We start from the raw sequence: 20,406 nt of genomic DNA, 5'->3' as shown, positions 1-20,406 counted from the left end.
CCATATTCGGATCGCTTTGGCAGACAAGGTGCGAACTCTTTTACCGTGACGTCACGCCTGGCAATATGCACAGCAGTTCAAACAACAGGTTTGCTGCGGTCAGCGCCGTGTTGCCGCTGGGATCGTAAGGTGGGGACACTTCGACCAGATCGCATCCGACCACGTTCACGCCTGCCAGCGCATGGATCAGCTGCAGGGCTTGCGGCGTGGTCAGCCCACCAATTTCCGGTGTTCCGGTGCCGGGGGCATATGCTGGGTCCAGGCTGTCAATGTCATAGGTGATGTAGACCGGATGATCTCCAATCGTTTTACGGATTTGCGAGCCTATCTCCGTAAGGTTTTGTTGCCACAGCTCCCACGCCGGGAATTGGCGAAAACCCCAGTCCCTGGCTTCGGTGAAGTCACTGGCGGCGTAACCAGAACCGCGAATGCCAATCTGGAATGTCTTGTCCGGAACAATGAGCCCTTCCTCATAAGCCCGCCGGAAGACGGTGCCGTGGGTCTCACGCTCACCAAACATCTCATCATTTACATCGGCATGGGCATCCACGTGGACCAGCGCCACCGGTCCGTGCTTGGCGGCAATGGCGCGCAGGATCGGCAACGTGATCGAATGATCACCTCCCATCGCAACCGGGATAACCGCCTGATCGAGAATGGAAACATAGCTTTCCTTGATGATCTTCAGGCTTTCGGCCAGCGAAAAGGTATTGATCGCCAGATCGCCGATATCCGCAATCTGTAAGCTATCGAACGGAGCTGCGGAATTGGCCATGTTATAAGGCCGGATCATCGCGCTTTCGCTGCGGATCTGTTTCGGCCCGAACCGTGTACCTGACCTCCAAGAGGTGCCGATATCCATCGGGATGCCCAGCACGGCCACATCCAACCCGGCCAGCGAGTCAGCCTGCGGCAACCGCATGAATGTATTCGGCCCAGAAAACCGCGCCAGATCATTGCCGCTGATCGGTTGGTTAAAGTCTGTCATGCCCGTATTTCTCCCGTCCGGCTTTTGGTTAATCAGATACCGGAAAGATGGCTAACCAAAGGTTAACCCTGCACCAGCTTGTTCCACCCCAGCAGGCAAATGATCTGAGTCGCCACATGAGCACCTGCAATGGCCGTGGCACCTGACGTGTCGTAGGGCGGCGACACTTCGACCACGTCCCCGCCTTTGATGTTAATCCCGGCAATGTCGCGCAGGATGATCTGCGCCTGAATGGAACTCAGTCCGCCCCAAACGGGCGTGCCGGTGCCGGGGGCAAAGGCCGGGTCCAAGCCGTCGATGTCAAAGCTCAGATAGACCGGGCTGTCGCCCAAAATACCTTTGATTTTTTTCGCCACTGCGGCGGGGCCGGATTCGTAGACTTCGCGCGCGTCGATGATGTTGACGCCCAGAGTATCCTCGTTGGTCGTGCGGATACCAACCTGAACCGAGCGTTTCGGGTCCACGATGCCGGATTTCACCGCCTTGTAGAACATCGTCCCGTGATCCACGCGGGACATGTCGTCATCGGCCCAAGTGTCGGTATGCGCATCGAATTGCAGCAGAGACATCGGCCCGTATTTCTCGGCATAGGCCTTGAGGATCGGGAAGCTGATATAGTGGTCCCCGCCTAATGTGACCGAAGACACATCAACGGCCAAAATAGTGCGGATGTGGTCGGTCAACGTATCGGGAAAGGCTGGGATATTGGCATAGTCATAAGCCATGTCTCCATAATCCACGATTGCCAGTTCGCTGAGCGCATCGAAGGGCCAGCCGTAGGGCGCATCGGGCGATTGCAAAGCGCTGGCCTCGCGGATTGCGCGGGGGCCAAGTCGGGTGCCGGGTCGGTTCGTCACGGCCTGATCAAAGGGCACACCGGTCACGGCGATATCCACGCCTTTCAAGTCCTTGGTATAGAGACGGCGCAGGAACGATGTCGCGCCGCCAAAGGTATTTTCGTAGGACAGCCCTTTGAGATCAGGGTTGGTGAAGGCCTCGTCTACCTGATTTTTTGCGTCTTCCAGTGCCATATCTTCCCCCCGATCAGCCCAGCGGCTGTGCCTTTTCGACGATCCGCGCAAAGAACGAAGCGCCGACCGGCGCGATCTCGTCGTTGAAATTGTATTTCGGATGGTGCAGCCCGGCGCTCTCGCCCTGCCCCAAAAACAGATAGGCGCCGGGGCGCGATTGCAGCATGTACGAGAAATCCTCGGCCCCCATTTCGCGGCCCATGTTGCCCACCACACGCTCGGCCCCGGACACGTCCCGGGCCACCTCGGCGGCAAATCCGGCCTTTTCGCCGTCGTTGATCGTGGCCGGGTAGTTCTTTTCATAATCCAGCCGCGCCTCGACGCCGTAAGAGGTCGCCTGCCCCTGTACGATTTGCTCCATACGCTCGATTACCATCTGCTGAACGTTTGGATCGAAGGTTCGAACAGTGCCGTTGATGAAAGCCGTATCCGGGATCACGTTATTCACCGTCCCGGTGTGGATTTGCGTGACCGAGACGACCAGGTCGTCCAGCGCATAGTTGTTGCGGCTGACGATAGTCTGAATGGCCTGCGCAATGCCGCAGGCCGCCATCACCGGGTCGCGGGCTTCATGCGGCATGGCACCGTGACCACCAACGCCTTGAATATGAACCTCGAACGTATCCACCGCCGCCATGATCGGCCCCGGAGTGGTGTGAAACGCGCCTACGGGCAGGTTCGGTGCATTATGCAGCGCGTAGACCTGAGAGATGTCGAACCGGTCCATGATGCCTTCTTCGACCATCACGCCCGCACCGCCGCCCTCTTCTTCGGCTGGCTGAAAGATCAGCGCGACACGGCCGCGAAAATTCCGTGTCTCGGCCAGATAGCGCGCCGCGCCCAACAGCATCGTAGTATGCCCATCATGACCACAAGCGTGCATCTTTCCCGGATTGGTCGAGGCGTATTCGACACCCGTTTCCTCGGGGATCGGCAGCGCGTCCATATCGGCCCGCAGACCAATCGTAAGCCCCTCACCCCGCCCGCTGATGATCGCGACGATCCCGGTCTTGGCAATACCTTCGTGCAGCTCGTCCACTCCGAATTCGCGCAGACGGTCCGCTACGAACGCTGCAGTTTCATGGCATTCGAACTCCAACTCGGGGATTGAATGCAAGTGTTTGCGCCATTCGGCCATATCGGCTGAGTAATCGGCAATTCGGTTGACGACGGGCATCTGGGGTGGACTCCTGATCGGGACTGCGGAATGGATGCATCTGACACCGGAACGAAAGGGTTCGCAATGGCCGAAAATCCTCTGATCCACGACAGCGAAGCGGGTATCGAGCGCCTGTTGGAAATCATGCGCCGTCTGCGTGACCCGCAAACGGGCTGCCCGTGGGATAACGAACAGGATTTTGCCACCATCGCCCCCTACACGATCGAAGAGGCCTATGAGGTCGCTGATGCCATCGAGCGCGAAGCCTATGATGAGCTGAAAGGCGAGCTGGGCGACCTGCTGTTCCAGTCGGTTTTTCACGCACAAATGGCCGAGGAAGCCGGGCATTTCACCTTTCAGGACGTGGTGCGGACCATGTCGGACAAGATGGTCGACCGTCACCCGCATGTATTTGGCGATGAATCCCGCGATAAATCAGCGGACCAGCAGACCGTGGATTGGGAAACCATCAAGGCGGCTGAGCGCGCCGGCAAGGAACAGAAAGGGGCGCTGGACGGTGTCGCGGCCAACCTGCCTGCCCTGTTGCGCGCGCACAAACTGCAAAAACGCGCGGCCCGCGTAGGGTTTGACTGGCCCGATGCCAGTCATGTGTTGGCCAAGATCACGGAAGAGGCTGCAGAGCTTGAGGAAGCGCGCAATGCTAAGGACGCAGACGCGCTGGAGGATGAATTCGGCGATCTTCTGTTCGTGATGGTCAATCTGGGCCGTCATCTGGGCATCGAACCCGAGGCCGCCCTGCGCCGCACCAATGCCAAGTTTACCCGCCGGTTCGAGCAAGTAGAAGCGCGGCTGGCTGCGCGCGGTAAAACACCATCTCAAAGCGATCTCGAAGAAATGGATGCGCTGTGGGACGAGGTCAAAATTGAAGAGCACCGCGCCAATGGCAAACTCCCGCCGGTAGGTGCGACGACCGAGGTCTGAAACCGCTGGACAAGCGTGGTGACACTTGCGAGTGTCCGCGCTTCAATACCCCGGAGGCAAAGCATGGCACCGCGCAAGATCATCATCGACACCGATCCCGGGCAGGACGACGCAGTCGCCATCTTGCTGGCATTGGCAAGCCCGGAAGAGATTGATGTTCTGGGCATTACCGCCGTTGCGGGGAATGTACCGCTGGAAATGACGGCCAAGAATGCGCGGATCGTCTGTGAACTGGCCGGCCACACGCATATCCCTGTTTATGCCGGGTGTGACCGCCCGCTAAACCGCCCTCTGGTCACCGCAGAACATGTGCACGGCAAGACCGGCCTCGACGGTCCCGTCCTGCCTGATCCGGAAATGCCGCTGGCTGACGGGCACGCGGTCGACTTCATCATCGACACCCTGCGTGCACATGAGCCTGGAACCGTCACACTTTGCCCGCTTGGCCCGTTGACGAACATCGCATCCGCCTTTCAAAAAGCGCCTGACATTGTCGACCGGGTCCAGGAAATCGTTCTGATGGGCGGGGCCTATTTTGAGGTCGGCAACATCACCCCAGCGGCAGAATTCAACATCTATGTCGATCCCGAAGCTGCTGATATCGTGTTCAAATCCGGCGTACACGTCGTCGTTATGCCACTGGACGTTACCCACGACGCGCTGGTCACGAAACACCGCAATGACGCCTTTCGCGCCCTCGACAGTAAAGTCGGTCATGCCGTGGCCGAGATGACGGATTTCTTCGAACGTTTCGATATAGAGAAATACGGCTCGGAAGGCGCGCCGCTGCACGACCCGTGCGTGACCGCCTATCTGATCCGGCCGGAGCTGTTCTCGGGCCGACACATCAACGTCCAGATCGAAACGAAGTCCGAACTGACGATGGGTATGACCGTCGCTGATTGGTGGCGCGTGACAGACCATCCGCCCAATGCAATGTTCATTGGGGAAATCGACGCTGACGGTTTCTTTGCCTTGCTGACCGAACGGCTGGCCCGGCTATGAGCGCCGCACTTCGCCTCGCGCGCCCCGAAGATCTGGACCGCCTGATGGGCCTGGTGACCGCGTTCCACACCGAAGCAGGGATCGCGCAGGACATGGACCAGACCCGCAATGCGCTGACCCCCTTGCTAGAGGGTATTCCCCACGGTTGCGTCTACCTGATCGGTCCAGGACGTGCGCCGCTGGGCTATGCCATCTTGACGTTCGGCTGGTCGGTCGAGTTCGGCGGCATGGACGGATTCATAGACGAAATCTACATCCGCCCGGCCGTGCGCGGCCGTGGCATCGCCACCGAAGTTCTGCTTGACCTGCCCAAAGCCCTGGCCGAGGCTGGCCTGACCGCCCTTCACCTGGAAGTCGATCGCACGAACGAGGCTGCGCATAAGCTGTACTTGCGCACCGGCTTCAAACCGCGCGATCGCTATGTCTTGATGAGCCGAAAGCTCTAAATCGGTCAGATACTTACGGGCGTCGCCGCCCGTCCCCCCGTGAAGGCCCTACCGGGCTTCACCGCGGTACATGTATGATGGCGTTTCCATACCCAGAACCGGGTCACTTGCGGACACCGCCTCCCCGGTGATCGGATAAGTGCCAGGCCCTGCACAGGCCGCCAAAAATACAGTGCTGATCACTGAAGCTACGAGAAGGATTTTCGAACCAGTCATGTCGTTTCCCTTTCTGTAATGCAGGCACATTACGAGACACCGGGATCGGACAAATAGGTAAAAGTTCACACAAAATTGAATTTATGTAGGTGTATTTCTAACAAGTTTGATTTTTACAAGCGATAACAACGCGTAAGACTTTGAAAAAAAATCACTCAATTTGCGAGTTTTCTGCCTGAGCACCGGGCAAAGGCATCTCAAAAAACAATAATGTGTCTTTCGCGATCTCCGGAATCTCTGAATATGCGTCGCGCAGTTGGAAGCCCATCGACAGGTATAGACGCGTTGCCGATTCCAATGGTTTGCCCGTGTCCATGCGAATGCAGTCAAACCCCTGTTCACGGCACTGTTCAATCAAGGACATCATAACCGCGTACCCTGCCCCCGTCCCTCGGGCGGCGTCATTTACAAACACCCGTTTTATTTCGGCAATGCCCGGCCCGATTGTCCGGAACATTCCGCACCCGACGGCATGTCCATCCTTTAGTACCAGCCGCACACCACCGCCCGGTGGGGCGTGTTCGACTTCGATCTCGTCCATCAGCCGGGCATAAACGTCGCGGGGATAAAAGGTCTTTACGACGCGCACGGACTTGGCGTCCAACGTCAGCAGGAAGTCGCGATATTCCCAACACAAACGCCGAACCTCATCAAAGTGGTCCGGCGTTTCAGCTTCGATAACTTTAAGCAAAACACGATCCTCGAAAAACACGAGGATCAGTCTAGCATTATTGACCTCAGTTGCGAAGGATCGACGCGCCTGCGTATTCCGCAACTTCACCCAGCGATTCCTCGATGCGGATCAGCTGGTTGTACTTGGCCAACCGGTCCGACCGCGCCAGCGAGCCGGTTTTGATCTGACCGCAATTGGTCGCAACCGCCAGATCGGCAATGGTCGCATCCTCGGTTTCGCCCGACCGGTGCGACATCACGTTGGTATACCGTGCACGGTGCGCCATATCGACGGCACGAAGTGTTTCAGTCAGCGATCCGATCTGGTTCACCTTGACCAGCATCGAGTTGGCACAGCCGCGCTTGATCCCTTCGGCCAGACGCACGGGGTTGGTCACGAACAGGTCGTCGCCCACCAGCTGCACCTTGTCGCCAATCATGTCGGTCAGAGCTTTCCAGCCGTCCCAGTCATCTTCGGACATGCCATCTTCGATGGAAATGATCGGGTAGTCATTGACCAACGCCGCCAGGTATGCCGCGTTCTCGTCCGAGCTCAGAGAGATCCCCTCGCCCGCCAGCACGTATTTGCCGTCTTTGAAGTATTCGGTTGCGGCACAATCCAGCGCCAGGTGGATTTCCTCGCCCGGTTTGTAGCCCGCTTTTTCGATGGACTTCAGGATGAAATCCAATGCCTCGCGGGTGGACGCAATGTTCGGGGCAAACCCACCTTCGTCACCGATACCAGTGTTCAGACCAGCGGCGGACAGTTCTTTCTTCAGCGTGTGGAACACTTCCGAGCCCATGCGCACGGCTTCACGGATATTCGCGGCCGAGGTCGGCATGATCATGAATTCCTGAATGTCGATCGGGTTGTCGGCATGTTCGCCGCCGTTGATGATGTTCATCATCGGTACTGGCAAAACGCGGGCCGACGTACCGCCGACGTAGCGATATAGAGGTTGCGTGGTGAAATCTGCCGCAGCCTTGGCTGTGGCCAGCGAGACGCCCAGAATGGCGTTTGCGCCCAGACGGCTCTTGTTCTCGGTCCCGTCCAGTTCGATCATTGCGCCGTCGATGGCGACCTGCTCGGTCGCGTCATAGCCGACCAGTTCTTCGGCGATCTCACCGTTCACAGCGGCGACAGCTTCAAGCACGCCTTTGCCCATATAGCGCGATTTGTCACCGTCACGCTTTTCCACCGCCTCATACGCACCGGTTGACGCGCCCGAAGGCACAGCAGCGCGGCCCATGGTGCCGTCTTCCAGAATCACGTCCACTTCGACGGTTGGGTTGCCCCGGCTGTCCAGGATTTCGCGTGCGTGGATGTCGATGATGGTGCTCATGAGGCCCGTCCCTGTGGCTGCATTTAGTTGCATGCCTCATAACATCACCGAGCCAAAAGTAAACCGGCCATGTTACCGCTAACAGGTATATTTGCCGAGGTTTAGGGCTAAAACCTCTCTGTTTGCGCCAACGTGCGACGATCCGTCAGGCCGCAACCGCCATTGCACGCGCCAGCCGGCGTTCGCGAACAAAGGTGTACATGCCAGAGCCGAGGATCAACGCGGCACCGGCCACCGTCATCAAATCAGGCCGTTCGCCAAACATCAGCATCCCTGCCGCGATGGAAAACACGAGCCGGCTGTACCGGAAAGGTGTCAAGGCCGAGGCCTCACCGATCCGCATGGCCGTCACGATGCCGTAATATCCCAGGACGCCAAAGCCAATTGCCCCCAGATACGGACCAACTTGCGTGGATTGCAGTGGAACAACTGGCTGAGCCAGAAACACCATCAGAACCACCCCGGCAAGGGCAACGGCGATATAGGCCTGCATGGCAACAACGGACGAGGCCACACGGACGTCCAGTTTGCGTGTAATCAGATCACGCGCGGCGATCGCAATTACGGTCGCGACAACGAACAGCGACTCGGGCTGAAACCCTTCCAAACCCGGGCGAATAATCATCAAGACACCAATAAAGCCTATTCCGATGGCGCTCCAACGTCGCCAACCGACCTGCTCACCCAAAAACAGTGCCGCCCCCATAGTCACGGCCAGCGGCATCGCCTGAAAGACGGCAGCAACGGTGGACAGCTCGACCAGAGATAGCGCGGTAACAAAGGTCAGGGCTCCTACCGCCTCGGTCCCTGCCCGCGCCAGCGGCAGACCTTTCCACGCCTCCGGATCAAAGATGCGTTTACGCGTGGCCAATGACATCAGTACGAACACCAGCCCGCAGACCAGACCCAAAGCGATCATGATCTGACCCGTAGGTACAGTGATCGACAGATGCTTGATGAACATGTCCTCAAGTGCGAAGGCCGCCATCGATCCGATGATCAGCAAGATGCCGTGTACGTTGTTCATACGCGTGTCCGTTGAGATGGCGCGGGAAATTCCGCGACCTTAAGTCAGCAAAACCGTATCATCCGCGACGCCGCAAGCGATATTGCGACATGTTTCATGAATTGCCGTGCGGCAACCAATCGCGTTTCGTGATGGATCAGCCCTGTTTCAGCGGCACGCCGTACAGTTCCAACCGATGCCCTTTCAGCTTGTACCCAAGCTTGGCTGCGATCTTTTCCTGCAGGGCCTCGATCTCGGGATCGACAAATTCGATCACTTCCCCCGACTGCATGTCGATCAGATGGTCGTGGTGGTCCCTCTCGGCATCCTCATAGCGGGCGCGCCCATCACCGAATTCCAACCGCTCAAGAATCCCTGCCTCTTCGAAAAGCTTCACGGTGCGATAGACCGTGGCGATCGAGATACCCGAATCCACCTTAGAGGCGCGCGCATACAGCTCTTCTACATCCGGATGGTCATCACTTTGCTGCAACACCTGAGCAATTGTGCGGCGCTGACCCGTCATGCGGAGACCTTTGGCTTCGCAACGGGCGATGATCGTGTCGGACATAGTGACCCTCAGAGTAGTTCGGGTTTCTGTCTTAATACGTCTGCGCCGCTGGCGCCACAGGGGATTTGCGCCTAAGCGACCTTGCGAAGATCAGCCCAGATCGGCAGGTGATCTGATGCGATATGCGCAGGCCGCGCTTTGTGGACGCCATGTACAACGGCCTCAAGCCCAGCGCCCAGCGCGATCCGATCCAGTGCCCCCAGAGGCTGTGCAGCGGGGAAACTGGGAACCGGGGGCAAAAATCGCATGTCGGGTGCAAGATGATCGAGCACCGGCTGGCGCGACCACTCGTTGAAATCTCCGGCCCAAACGGTAGGCATTTGATCCAGATCCTCATCGCAGCGCCGGAGTTGATGAATCTGCTGCCGCCGAGATGCGGGCAAAAGACCCAGATGCATCCCCATCACCCGAAGCGGCCCGATCTGGGTGTCGAACTCGACCCGAACTGCACCGCGAGGTTCCAGCCCGGGCAAATCATGGTGACCGGTCGTGCGCACGTCAATTTTGTCACCGCGCCAGATGACCGCGTTGCCGTGCCAGCCCAAGCTGCCTGCGCCCCCCAGATCAACAATCTGCCAACCGGCTTCATCCAACATGAAATGCGGTAAGGCGGCGGGTCGCGGCGGCAGCCTTTTGTCGGCCTCTTGCAGCACCACAATATCAGCCTGCATGCCTTCAATGACCTGCATTATGCGCTGAGGCTGGCGGCGAAAATCCAAGCCCACGCATTTCTGGATGTTATAGCTTGCAATCCGCAGGGTTGATTGAGGCGACATAAGGTTCCGATCAAATGGACGAACCCCAAAGTGCCACGCTGGTGGCCGGGCGCAACCCCAGTCTTCTGCAGGAGTGGCAAATAAGAGCTTTTCGCGCTGCCAAAGTGCCCAATATTCTAGCAGGCGGCGCGATCAGGAATGCTGCGCTTGATCAACAGGGTGCCGATACACTATCCCCGTGGAACGCGTCCAATTGAGGCCTGAAGTGGTTTCCAGCAACACACTCTCGAACAACCGCACCTGGGCAAGCATTGTCCTAGTAATCGGTGGCATGATGTGGGGTCTCTATTGGATCCCCGTTCGGTTTTTCTATGATCTGGGCCTGACCGGGCCCTGGCCGGGTATTGCGATGTATAGCGTTGCGCTGCTGGGGCTGGTTCCCTTTATCTGGAAAGAGAGAGGGACGCTGGCCCTGCAATGGCGCGATCTGGTGTTCAGCGGTATGTTCACCGGCGCGGCCTTCAGTCTTTATTCCATCAGCCTTGTCTATACGGATGTGGTGCGGTCGATCCTGTTATTCTACCTCACCCCGATCTGGGGCACGGTTCTGGGCCGGGTGTTTCTGGGTGAACGCCTGAATTTGGGGCGGCTTGCGGGCCTTGCCTGCGGTGTCGGTGGTCTATTCGTCGTGCTGGGCGACTCGGGTGGTATCCCGCTGCCCCAAAACAGCGGCGACTGGATGGCGTTGGCCTCGGGCATGTGCTGGGCGCTGGGTACGTTGGGGCTGTACCGAACCAGTACGATCTCAGCCTCGGGTCAGGTCTTTGCCTTTGTCGCAGGCGCGCTGATCCTTTCCCTGGTCAGCCTCACGGTCCTGCCCGAACCTGTGTTGCCGACAATTGTGCAGGCGGATCTTCTTTGGACCCTTCAGTTTGTGCTCCTGTCGGCTTTCTACACGTTACCCATGGTGTTCATGACCATCTGGCCTGCTACCAAGCTGTCCCCTGCCCGCGTTGGCATCTTGCTGATGAGCGAGGTTGTCGTCGGCTTGGCCTCGGCCGCCGCGTTCTCGGGCGAGCCGTTCGGGTTGCGCGAGCTGTTGGGCGCTATCTTGATTGTCAGTGCTGCGGTGCTTGAAATCGTGCGGGACTAGGACAACCCACCATCGCAGGTGTTGGCCTATCCCCTTCGAACGGGTATCTGTTGCGGAGTTTGATGCCCTATCAGGACGTTACCAGATGTCGACGCCAAATGCAGAACGCAGAAAGCAGCTTGAGGGGCGCGCTCTTATCATTGCCATGGGCGGCAATCTTTTCATGGGCGCGGCTGGTATACTGGCCGGGATTTTGTCGAACTCCAATGCGATCATGATGGACGGGCTGTATTCGCTGGTCGGCTTTGGATCGGCATTCCTTGGCCGCCGTATCAGTTTGAAGATTGATGCAGGCCCCGACAAGCGACGCCCGTTTGGCTATGCAGCGGATGAGGCGATCTTTTCCACCTTCCGCTCTTTGTCTCTGTTAGGACTGGTGCTGTTCGCCATCTCGAACGCGACTAAAAACATCTACAGCTACTACAACGGCATGATGCCTGAACCGCTGATATTTGGGCCGATGTTCATCTACTTCGCTGCCATTGGCCTGACCTGCGTTTTGCTGTGGGCGTTTCACTATTTCACTTGGCGGAAGACCGGGAAGGCCAGTGCAATCCTGCGGTTGGAATCCAAAGCAGCACTGTTCGATGGTCTATTCACGGCTGCCGCAGCAATTGGCCTTGGGGCAATCTACCTGTTCCGGGATGGGGCCCTATCGGCGATCGCACCCGTCGGCGACTCGATCATCGTATTGTTCCTGTGCGTTCTGGCCATCGGATCATACCTACGCGACTTCCGTGGTGGGTTGGGTGAGCTGGCAAACGCCACCGCAAGCCCCGAACTTCTTGCTGCTGCGCGTCGTGCCTTGCGCCCGGCAATCGCAGAGGACGGTGGCGCATTGCGGGACATGTCCGTAACCAAGCAAGGTCGGACCATTTTGATCACCGTCTACTACAACCCGCTGCGCGCGATCACCGCCGAAGAGGTGGACATCCTGAACCTGCGCATGGTCCGCGATGCGCGCAGGGCAATCGACGGGGCGGATGTCTACCTGATGATCTCACAATACGCCCGCCGTTGGCCGGATGAGGTCAATCCCTATCGTGATGAGGCCTGAGCGCCAGAACTTCAGGTTCCACAGAACGTCGCATGGACAACTTCGGTCTCTGATGGCGGGCGTTTCAGATCATCCGCATCGGACTGATCCTCATAAGGTCGCGCCAGAACAGTGTTCAGCCTTTGGAACGGCTCGTAATCGCCCTGAACGGCCGACTGTATCATTTGTTCAACCCGGTGATTGCGCGGAATGAAAGCCGGGTTTGCGGCGGACATTACGGTGGATGGGTCCTGCTCACGCCCCAAACGCGCGTTCCACCCTTCGGACCATTCGTCGTACGCCGCAGGATTGGTGAACTGATCACGTGCGGCATCACTGCCCAGCGCCCTGAAGATGTTGGTGAAATCCGCTTGGTTCTGCGCCATACGCGTCAGCAGATCCGAGATCAGTTCCAGATCGCCCTCTTCCTCGGTCATCAACCCGATCTTAGCGCGGAACCGCTTCAACCAGTTCTCCTGCAGTTGCGCAGGCATGGCGTGTACGATCTCGGTCGCCTCTTCAACGGCGGCTTCCTTATCATCCATCTGCTGAATCAATGCCGTCGCCAGTTGCGCTACGTTCCAAACGGCGATGTCGGGCTGGTTGGAATAGGCATAGCGCCCCATCCGGTCGATCGAACTGTAGACCGTGTTCGGATGATAGCTGTCCATGAAAGCGCAGGGTCCATAATCGATGGTCTCACCCGCGATTGAGCAATTGTCGGTGTTCATCACCCCATGGATAAATCCTACGCTCATCCATGCCGCGATCAGCCGCGATTGTGCTTCGACCACCGCACGCAACAGGCCCATCGGACCGTCCGCAACCGGGTAGTGACGGTCTATTGCGTATTCTGTCAGGCGGCGCAGGCTGTCCAGCTGTCCGCGCGCTGCAAAAACCTGAAATGTACCGACCCTCAGATGACTTTGCGCCACGCGGGTCAGCACCGCGCCGGGCATAGGCCCCTCGCGCAGAACGATCTCGCCGGTCTCAACCGCCGCCAGTGCGCGGGTCGACGAGATGCCCAGCGCATGCATTGCCTCGGACACCACGTATTCCCGCAACACCGGTCCCAGCCATGCGCGACCATCCCCCTGACGGCTGAACGGGGTTGGACCGGACCCTTTGAGCTGGATATCCCGGCGGAGGCCATCTGTCCCGATCGTTTCGCCCAGCAGTACAGCGCGGCCGTCCCCAAGCTGCGGGTTATAGTTGCCGAACTGATGTCCCGAATAAAGCTGCGCAATCGGCTCTGCGCCTTCGGGCAGCGTGTTGCCGGCGAAGGCTTCGGCCATCTCCTCTACTTCCCCCGGTGTGACCTTCAATACCTTCGCCAATTCCGAGTTGAATGCGATCAGGCGTGGGGCACGCACAGGTATAGGTGCCTGCCGCGCATAAAAGCTGTTGGGAAGGCGGGCGTAGCTGTTATCAAACGGGATGGTCAGGGTCATGCGGCAAACATATTCCTTGCGTACACGAATACCATAGCGGATCCCACCTTCCCGTGCATAATCATCGCAAAAGACAAGAGGCCCCATGACCGCACAAGAGATCATCGACCACCTGAGACTGGAACAACACCCCGAGGGTGGCTGGTTTCGCGAAACCTGGCGCGCAGATAACGCAGGCCGCGCCACCGGGACCTGCATCTATTTCCTATTGGCCGCTGGTGAAAGCAGCCACTGGCACCGCGTGGACGCCACCGAAATCTGGCTCTACCACTCTGGTGCTCCGCTGATCCTGTCGCTGAGCGCTACGGATGACGGTCCAGCCACCGATCACATCCTGGGCCCCGACCTTTCAAAGGGCGCACCGCAATTGATCGTGCCCGAAAACCACTGGCAGGCGGCGCGCACCACCGGAGACTATACGTTGGTCAGTTGCACTGTTTCGCCCGGGTTCCAGTTTGACGGTTTCGAACTGGCCGAGCCAGGGTTCGACATAGCGCGCGGATGATGCATGGATCACCGCGCCCTCATAGCGTCGCTGCCACCCGAGACCAAAGATCAGCTACAACGGCGCTCGGACACAGCAGGTCTGCGTCATCTTCTGGGCTATCTGGTGTTACTGTCCGCCACCAGCGCGGGTATCGCGTGGCGGGTCCCTCTCTGGCCGGTCCTGATCCTGCCACAGGGTGTCTTGTTGGTGTTTCTGTTCACGCTCAGCCATGAATGCACCCATAAGACCCCGTTCAAGACCGGCTGGCTGAACGACGCTGTCGGACATCTTGTTTCAGTTCCAATCGCCCTGCCCTTTACGTGGTTTCGATATTTTCACCTAGCGCACCACAAATGGACGAACCACCCGGAGAAAGACCCCGAGCTTGGCGGCAAGCCACGACCGCAGGACCGGCTGAGCCTGCTGATCTACCTGTCCGGCTGGCCCTATTGGAAAGGCATGGCACTTGTCCTGTTCCAAAACGCCTTTGGTCGCATCGACGCCCCGTATCTACCTGCGCGCCAACACACCGCCATGCGGGCTGAGACACGTCTGCTGTTGATACTCTACACGGTCGCAGCCCTAAGCCTGTTCCTGTCGCCGCTGCTCCTCTGGCTTTGGTTCTTACCCGTTCTGCTGGGGCAGCCATTCCTACGCCTCTATCTACTGGCGGAACACGGCCTGTGTCCGCCAGTCGCCAACATGCTCGAGAACTCGCGCACCACGTTCACCAACCGGATCGTGCGTTTTGTGGCCTGGAACATGCCCTATCACGCCGAACACCACGCCTTTCCGAATGTGCCCTTCCATCAGCTGCCTGCATTGCACGGTTGGACGCGGGAATATTTGAAGTCGACTTCGGACGGATACTCACAGTTTACAAGTAATTATGTAAGAAGCGTGAAGCACCAATCATTCAGCTAGTTGGTTGAAGGTCCGCTTTGTTGAAGTACAAAGAGCCACTGAGCAGATATAAACTGCCGTTGAAGCGGTTCTTAATCGAAGGTTGAGATGATCATGCGAAAAGGCACGTTGTAGGCAATTGGCAAGAAACATTGGCAATCCACCCAAAGTAAGCACTCCGCGATTTGGTGAGCTTCCGACTTGGTGGTCAAAGATTATCGGAATTAAGTGCCCAAAATGTGGTCGTCCTCAGCCACCACGTATGATGGCTTCAACTAATCCCCATCACGGGCTCAATAAAACCGACTTCCACATGTGCGGAGGCTGCGGAAAACTCCTCTATTTGACTGGTAGGTGGCGTGTTCGTCGGTTTTTTCTACTGGTGTTGCCCACATTTTTTGGAGTTGCGATTTTGGGGTTTTCTGTTCTTCGAAACATCAAAGGCCTGAACGTTTATCGTGAGGCAAGGGAAGCTTATGAACCAAATGCCTTGGGTTTCCTTTTGATGTGTGCCGCGATTTACATTGCCGTGAGTCTGCTATCGCGACTTGAAATTGTAGGAGTTGCTGAATCGTCAGAAGCGGACGTGGAGCAACTGCGATCCACCCGTTAAACTTCGAGTAATTTAAGTTACTACGTGGACATTTCTGAGTCCGAGAAAACGCGTTACTCCAAGACGTTATACGTTAAATGCAGACCTTGAGGCTGGCGCAGCGAATTCACACTTTGCCCGCAATGCGGAATCCGGGCAATCAACTTTTAACCCACCGCCCCATTACGCAACCGAACTCACAACCCCACCACCGACCAGCGCTTTCACACCTGTCGTCCCCGGACACGACGTCGGCAGCCTGCGGGCGACGCGTGCCGCCAGATAGGCGAAGGCCTGCGCCTCGAGCATGTCGCCGTCCAGACCCACGGCCTCAACCGGTTCGACCGGACAATCCAGCGCGACGCGCAGCATCTCCATCAATACCGGGTTGTGTCTACCGCCCCCGGTGACCAACAAACGCGACGGTGGTTTGGGGCAGTGTTCCATCCCCTGCACCACGCCTGCTGCACACATGCCGGTAAGCGTGGCAACTGCGTCCGCATCGCTGAGCTCTTGCACCAGTTTGATCATCTCGGAAAAGTCGTTCCGGTCCAGTGATTTTGGCGGCATACGGGTGAAAAAAGGCTCAGACAAAAACAGCTCGAGTGCGCCCATCTCGACGGTTCCGCCGCGCGCGACAGCTCCGTCGCGATCCATCGGCAGGCCCAGACGCGCCTGCATCAGATCATCGACCGGTGCATTCGCGGGACCAGTGTCAAACGCCAGCAACGCGCCCGGGGCTTCGGGGCCATCGTAACTGGGGTCCACATAGGTCAGGTTCCCGACACCGCCGAGGTTCAAAAAGCAAAGCGGTTGGGTTGCTTCGATCCACTTGGCGCAAGCGAAGTGAAAGAAGGGCGCCAGCGGAGCGCCTTCGCCGCCCATCGCCACATCATCGCTGCGGAAATCCCAGACGACCGGCACGCCCAATGCCTGAGCCAGCCCTTTCCCGTCGCCCACCTGCAACGTCCCACGCCCGCTCGGTTCATGCGCAAGAGTTTGGCCGTGCACACCGATCAGGTCGACCTCATCGAATTCAGACAGCGCCTCGGCATGGGCCAGGGTAACAAGCTCTGCCGCGGCATCCACGTCCGGCCCGTGCCACTGCCCTAAAGCGGCGCGCAGAACCGCACGCTCTTCATCGGAGTAGGCACGATACCCACTTGGACCAAATCCCAAAATCCGGTGCCCGTCCGTTTCTACGACCGCGGCATCCACCCCATCCATCGAAGTGCCGGACATCGCGCCCAAAACCCTGATCGCACCTGTTCGTTTGATGGCCCGCCCCACGCGTATCTCTCCTGCCGAACTCCGTGGTACCGTCATGGTTGATCGGTACAGTCTGTTTAACCTGCCCGTTCAGCTAAACCCAAGGCAAGCCAGATCATACGAGGGTCGCGCTTTTTCCCGACAATTTGGTATAAGGAACACAAATCAGTTTTAGGTACATATGGCAGACACATACTCGCAGAAACAACCATCCGAAGGCCGGAACTATTTTCTGATCTTCTGGTCCGGCGCTCTGGCCACGATCGGAGGGCAGTTGATCAACCCAAATCTGGTGCTGCCCTTCCTGTATCTGGCTCTGGGCGCGCCAACGTTTTTTGCAGGAATGCTTCTGCCCTTTGTCACCGGATCGCGCCTGGTTGCCGAGATCTTTGTCGCACCTTTCATTAACCGGGCAACCCGCGCCAAGCTGGCCGTTTACGCACCGAACCTGTTGACAGCCGCAGTATTGGCGGCGGTGGCCCTGTTTTCAACAAAACTACCCAGTGTGATGATCGTACTGCTGTTCCTGACCACCGCGATGGTCCTGGGATTGTGCCAGGGGATCACCAGCCTTGGAACCAGCCAGATCTACGGCATCTCCGTTCCCGAAGCGAAACGAAACCGGATGGTGTTTGCGCAAGCCACCATCTCGGGCGTTTTGGCCATCATCGTCGTTCTGATCACGCGCGACCTGCTGTCCGGGGACCAACCGATGCAGCGCCACATCGTCGTTCTGTGGTGCGGCGTGATTGCCATGTTTGCCGCAGGTGTTGCCTTTGCAGGAGTGCGACTGCTTGAGGATGAACAGCGCGCCCCATTGCCGGAGCCGAAGAAAAAACCCAAGCCCCTGGCCGAGTTGGCGACCGGATTCAAAACCGGCATGGCCTATCCCTGGTATCGCAAGTTTCTTTCGGCCCGACTGATCTTTGTATCGGTCGAACTGGCGATGCCCTTCTACACAATCCATGCTGCGACGCTGCATATGGGGACCAAGCATTCGCTCAGCTATTTTGTCATAGGGGCCAGCCTTGGAATGGTGATCGGTTCGCTTTTGTGGGGATGGCTCAGCGATCGTGTCTCGGTCAAACCTGTGATGTGGCTGGGATGCCTGATCGCGGCAACCTCGGCTCTGATGGCGCTTGGCTTTACGTTCCTCGGCTACGCTCAGAACGTCTGGGTCTACGCGCTGGTGATCCTGCTGCTATCGCTGGGTGGGAATGGGGTGATCTACGGGCGCTACCTGTATCTCATTCAGATGAGCGTCGAAAAAGAGCGCCCCTACCTGGTTGCACTAGGGGATGTCAGCGCTGGCCTCGTTGGAATTGTTTTTGCTGCGATCCTTGGCGCAGTCGCACATCTGCATGATCCGATCACGCCGATTGTTGTCCTTGTGGTGTTGAACACAATCGCAATGTTCTATGCCTTCCGCCTGCCCCCGGTCAAAAGCTGACACAGCCCGCGTTTTCTTGGAAATGGTGCCTTTTCCTTACCCAAAGCGCCGCCTATACAGTGCCCCGCAACATAAACCCAAAGGGCACGATATGACCTACCACCCCAAATCGGATTTCATCGCCACGATGATCGAGCGCGGCTTTCTCGCCGACTGCACCGATTATCAGGGCCTTGACGAGGCGCTGATCAGTGGGTGCAAACCGGCCTATATCGGCTTTGATGCGACGGCCAAGTCGTTGCATGTGGGCAGCCTGATTCAGATCATGATGCTGCGCTGGTTCCAGAAAACTGGCCACCAGCCAATCACCCTTATGGGCGGCGGCACCACCAAGGTGGGCGACCCGTCGTTCCGCGCGGATGAACGCCCCCTGCTGGGTCCCGAACAGATCGACGAAAACATTGCGGGCATCAAAAAGGTGTTCTCGGCCTATATCGATTATGACAGCGATGCCGAAAACAAGGCGCTGATGCTGAACAATGCCGAATGGCTTGATGGCCTGAACTACCTCGATTTCCTACGCGATATTGGACGCCATTTCTCGGTCAACCGGATGCTGGCGTTTGAATCGGTGAAATCACGGTTGGATCGCGAGCAATCGTTGAGCTTCCTTGAGTTCAACTACATGATCCTGCAGGCCTATGATTTCCTTGAGCTGAACCGCCGTTACGGCTGCGTCCTGCAGATGGGCGGCTCGGATCAGTGGGGCAACATCGTCAACGGTATCGACCTGACGCGTCGGGTGCTGGATCATGAGATCTACGGCCTGACTTCGCCGCTTCTGACCACCAGCGACGGCAAGAAGATGGGCAAGTCGCAGGACGGTGCGGTCTGGCTGAACGCCGAGATGCGCTCGCCTTATGAATTCTGGCAGTTCTGGCGAAATACGACCGACGCGGATGTTGGCCGTTTCCTGAAGCTTTACACCGAATTGCCCGTAGATGAGTGTGAGCGCCTTGGCGCGCTGCAGGGGTCCGAAATCAACGAAGCCAAAATCCGCCTTGCCAACGAGGTCACCACCCTGCTGCACGGAATTGAGGCTGCGGCCAATGCCGAAGCCACGGCGCGGGAAGTGTTCGAAAAGGGCGGCGTTGGGCATGATCTCCCGACCCTTACCCTCAGCGCGGATGAACTGGGTGACGGGATGTCCATCGTTCAGGTCATCGTGAAATCGGGTCTGGCAAAATCAGGCAAGGAGGCCAAACGCCTAATCGCAGAAAACGGTGCGAAACTGGATGACGCACCGCTAACTGATGCCGGGCTGATGATCGACGCGGGCGCATTGTCGTCGCCGATCAAGTTGAGCGCTGGTAAAAAGCGCCACGCACTGGTTCAGCTAGGCTAGGCCACTCAATAGTTCAGAAAAACAAAGGCCACCCAGTTGGGTGGCCTTTTTCCTTTGGCTGGCGCCAAAACGCCTGTTGTTAGCGCTCTTCCTTACCGCCGCCATTGCTGCCGCCGTTGCCAGAACCACCGCCGCCGTGACCTTGACCGTTATTGCTGCCGCCGTTGCCGGTTCCGGGGCCAGATCCGCCGTTGTTTCCGCCGCCGTTACCGGAGTTACCAGCGTTGCCGTTCCCGTTTCCGGGCCCACCGTTGCTGCCGCCATTTCCGTTGCCGCCACCGTGGCCACCGCCGTTGCTACCACCGTTTCCGGAGCCGCCGCCGCCGTTGCCAGAGCCGCCACCCTGACCATTATTGCCACCACCGTTTCCAGTTCCGGGTCCAGATCCGCCGTTGTTGCCACCGCCGTTACCCGGGTTGCCGGCATTGCCGTTGCCATTGCCGGGGCCATTTCCGCCGCCGTTGCCGCCGCCATTTCCGCCGCCGTTGCCGCCGCCATTGCCGCCGCCGTTGCCGCCGCCATTTCCGCCGCCGTTGCCGCCGCCATTTCCGCCGCCGTTGCCGCCGCCATTTCCGCCGCCGTTGCCGCCGCCATTTCCGCCGCCGTTGCCGCCGCCATTTCCGCC

22 protein-coding genes are annotated in these 20,406 nt (G+C 58.3%); 10 read left to right on the top strand and 12 right to left on the bottom strand.

All coding sequences use genetic code 11. The features are described from left to right. Window positions 1–40 precede the first annotated feature (40 nt). The 3 genes from speB (AC2FJE_RS20010) to AC2FJE_RS20000 all read right to left on the bottom strand — a co-directional run bounded on the left by speB (AC2FJE_RS20010) (window position 41) and on the right by AC2FJE_RS20000 (window position 3,196). A complete protein-coding gene (speB, locus tag AC2FJE_RS20010; protein WP_496738414.1) occupies window positions 41–988 on the bottom strand; it encodes an agmatinase in 948 nt (315 codons plus the stop codon). A 62-nt stretch (window positions 989–1,050) separates the two neighbouring features. Then, window positions 1,051–2,019 carry an agmatinase gene (gene speB / locus AC2FJE_RS20005; RefSeq protein WP_496754296.1) on the bottom strand — a complete coding sequence of 323 codons (969 nt, stop codon included), beginning with the start codon at window positions 2,017–2,019 and terminating at the stop codon, window positions 1,051–1,053. A gap of 13 nt (window positions 2,020–2,032) precedes the next feature. After that, entirely contained in the window at window positions 2,033–3,196 is a 1,164-nt protein-coding gene (locus tag AC2FJE_RS20000) for a M20 aminoacylase family protein (protein ID WP_496754298.1), read from the bottom strand. A gap of 66 nt (window positions 3,197–3,262) precedes the next feature. Here AC2FJE_RS20000 and mazG point away from each other — a divergent pair, with 66 nt between their 5' ends. From mazG to AC2FJE_RS19985, 3 genes are all read left to right on the top strand, one after another. Then, a complete protein-coding gene (gene mazG / locus AC2FJE_RS19995) occupies window positions 3,263–4,120 on the top strand; it encodes a nucleoside triphosphate pyrophosphohydrolase (RefSeq protein ID WP_496761418.1) in 858 nt (285 codons plus the stop codon). 63 nt (window positions 4,121–4,183) lie between these two features. Beyond that, the gene (locus AC2FJE_RS19990) at window positions 4,184–5,125 is read left to right on the top strand and encodes a nucleoside hydrolase (RefSeq protein ID WP_496754301.1); all 942 of its coding nucleotides are present in this window, start codon (window positions 4,184–4,186) and stop codon (window positions 5,123–5,125) included. Then, window positions 5,122–5,571 (top strand): GNAT family N-acetyltransferase, encoded by a 450-nt coding sequence (locus tag AC2FJE_RS19985; protein WP_058277590.1) that lies wholly within the window; start codon window positions 5,122–5,124, stop codon window positions 5,569–5,571. The genes AC2FJE_RS19990 and AC2FJE_RS19985 overlap by 4 nt, the downstream gene beginning before the upstream one ends. A 48-nt stretch (window positions 5,572–5,619) precedes the next feature. Here the strand turns inward: AC2FJE_RS19985 and AC2FJE_RS19980 are convergent, their stop codons facing one another. From AC2FJE_RS19980 to AC2FJE_RS19955, 6 genes are all read right to left on the bottom strand, one after another. Continuing rightward, entirely contained in the window at window positions 5,620–5,787 is a 168-nt protein-coding gene (locus AC2FJE_RS19980) for a hypothetical protein (RefSeq protein WP_186437364.1), read from the bottom strand. A gap of 151 nt (window positions 5,788–5,938) precedes the next feature. Further along, entirely contained in the window at window positions 5,939–6,478 is a 540-nt protein-coding gene (locus tag AC2FJE_RS19975; protein WP_496754304.1) for a GNAT family N-acetyltransferase, read from the bottom strand. Window positions 6,479–6,524: 46 nt separating this feature from the next. Then, on the bottom strand, window positions 6,525–7,802 hold the full coding sequence (gene eno / locus AC2FJE_RS19970) for a phosphopyruvate hydratase (protein ID WP_058271864.1): 1,278 nt from the start codon (window positions 7,800–7,802) through the stop codon (window positions 6,525–6,527). A gap of 145 nt (window positions 7,803–7,947) precedes the next feature. Continuing rightward, window positions 7,948–8,829, bottom strand: a complete 882-nt coding sequence (locus tag AC2FJE_RS19965; protein WP_282151397.1) for a DMT family transporter — start codon at window positions 8,827–8,829, stop codon at window positions 7,948–7,950. A gap of 136 nt (window positions 8,830–8,965) precedes the next feature. Beyond that, complete coding sequence (locus AC2FJE_RS19960) at window positions 8,966–9,379, bottom strand: Fur family transcriptional regulator (protein WP_058277587.1); 414 nt, start codon at window positions 9,377–9,379, stop codon at window positions 8,966–8,968. 71 nt (window positions 9,380–9,450) lie between these two features. Further along, window positions 9,451–10,155, bottom strand: a complete 705-nt coding sequence (locus AC2FJE_RS19955) for an endonuclease/exonuclease/phosphatase family protein (protein WP_496696660.1) — start codon at window positions 10,153–10,155, stop codon at window positions 9,451–9,453. Between the two features lie 14 nt (window positions 10,156–10,169). On the opposite strand from AC2FJE_RS19955, the gene AC2FJE_RS19950 reads away from it, so the two are divergent. From AC2FJE_RS19950 to AC2FJE_RS19940, 3 genes are all read left to right on the top strand, one after another. Then, entirely contained in the window at window positions 10,170–10,352 is a 183-nt protein-coding gene (locus tag AC2FJE_RS19950; protein ID WP_496696662.1) for a hypothetical protein, read from the top strand. 8 nt (window positions 10,353–10,360) lie between these two features. Further along, window positions 10,361–11,248, top strand: a complete 888-nt coding sequence (locus tag AC2FJE_RS19945; protein ID WP_496754306.1) for a DMT family transporter — start codon at window positions 10,361–10,363, stop codon at window positions 11,246–11,248. A gap of 85 nt (window positions 11,249–11,333) precedes the next feature. Then, window positions 11,334–12,305, top strand: a complete 972-nt coding sequence (locus AC2FJE_RS19940; protein ID WP_496754308.1) for a cation efflux transmembrane domain-containing protein — start codon at window positions 11,334–11,336, stop codon at window positions 12,303–12,305. A gap of 11 nt (window positions 12,306–12,316) precedes the next feature. Here the strand turns inward: AC2FJE_RS19940 and AC2FJE_RS19935 are convergent, their stop codons facing one another. Then, a complete protein-coding gene (locus AC2FJE_RS19935; RefSeq protein ID WP_496754310.1) occupies window positions 12,317–13,735 on the bottom strand; it encodes a protein adenylyltransferase SelO in 1,419 nt (472 codons plus the stop codon). An 85-nt stretch (window positions 13,736–13,820) separates the two neighbouring features. Between AC2FJE_RS19935 and AC2FJE_RS19930 the strand changes: the two genes are divergently transcribed. Next, complete coding sequence (locus tag AC2FJE_RS19930) at window positions 13,821–14,240, top strand: cupin domain-containing protein (RefSeq protein ID WP_496754313.1); 420 nt, start codon at window positions 13,821–13,823, stop codon at window positions 14,238–14,240. Between the two features lie 3 nt (window positions 14,241–14,243). Beyond that, complete coding sequence (locus tag AC2FJE_RS19925) at window positions 14,244–15,146, top strand: fatty acid desaturase (RefSeq protein WP_496761386.1); 903 nt, start codon at window positions 14,244–14,246, stop codon at window positions 15,144–15,146. A gap of 754 nt (window positions 15,147–15,900) precedes the next feature. On the opposite strand, the gene AC2FJE_RS19920 is transcribed toward AC2FJE_RS19925, so the two are convergent. Further along, the gene (locus AC2FJE_RS19920) at window positions 15,901–16,959 is read right to left on the bottom strand and encodes an anhydro-N-acetylmuramic acid kinase (protein WP_432653435.1); all 1,059 of its coding nucleotides are present in this window, start codon (window positions 16,957–16,959) and stop codon (window positions 15,901–15,903) included. 208 nt (window positions 16,960–17,167) lie between these two features. Here AC2FJE_RS19920 and AC2FJE_RS19915 point away from each other — a divergent pair, with 208 nt between their 5' ends. Beyond that, window positions 17,168–18,436: an MFS transporter gene (locus AC2FJE_RS19915; protein ID WP_496754318.1), complete on the top strand. Its 1,269-nt coding sequence runs from the start codon at window positions 17,168–17,170 to the stop codon at window positions 18,434–18,436. A gap of 91 nt (window positions 18,437–18,527) precedes the next feature. Then, window positions 18,528–19,781 (top strand): tyrosine--tRNA ligase, encoded by a 1,254-nt coding sequence (gene tyrS / locus AC2FJE_RS19910; RefSeq protein WP_496761384.1) that lies wholly within the window; start codon window positions 18,528–18,530, stop codon window positions 19,779–19,781. Between the two features lie 79 nt (window positions 19,782–19,860). Here the strand turns inward: tyrS and AC2FJE_RS19905 are convergent. Next, window positions 19,861–20,406, bottom strand: a 546-nt coding sequence (locus tag AC2FJE_RS19905; protein ID WP_496761383.1) for a hypothetical protein, incomplete at its 5' end; no start/stop codon positions are given.

This window comes from Ruegeria sp. CDSC002, assembly GCF_059610905.1.
Note: the sequence above shows the minus strand (reverse complement) of the source record. Positions and strands in the feature narration are given on the sequence as shown.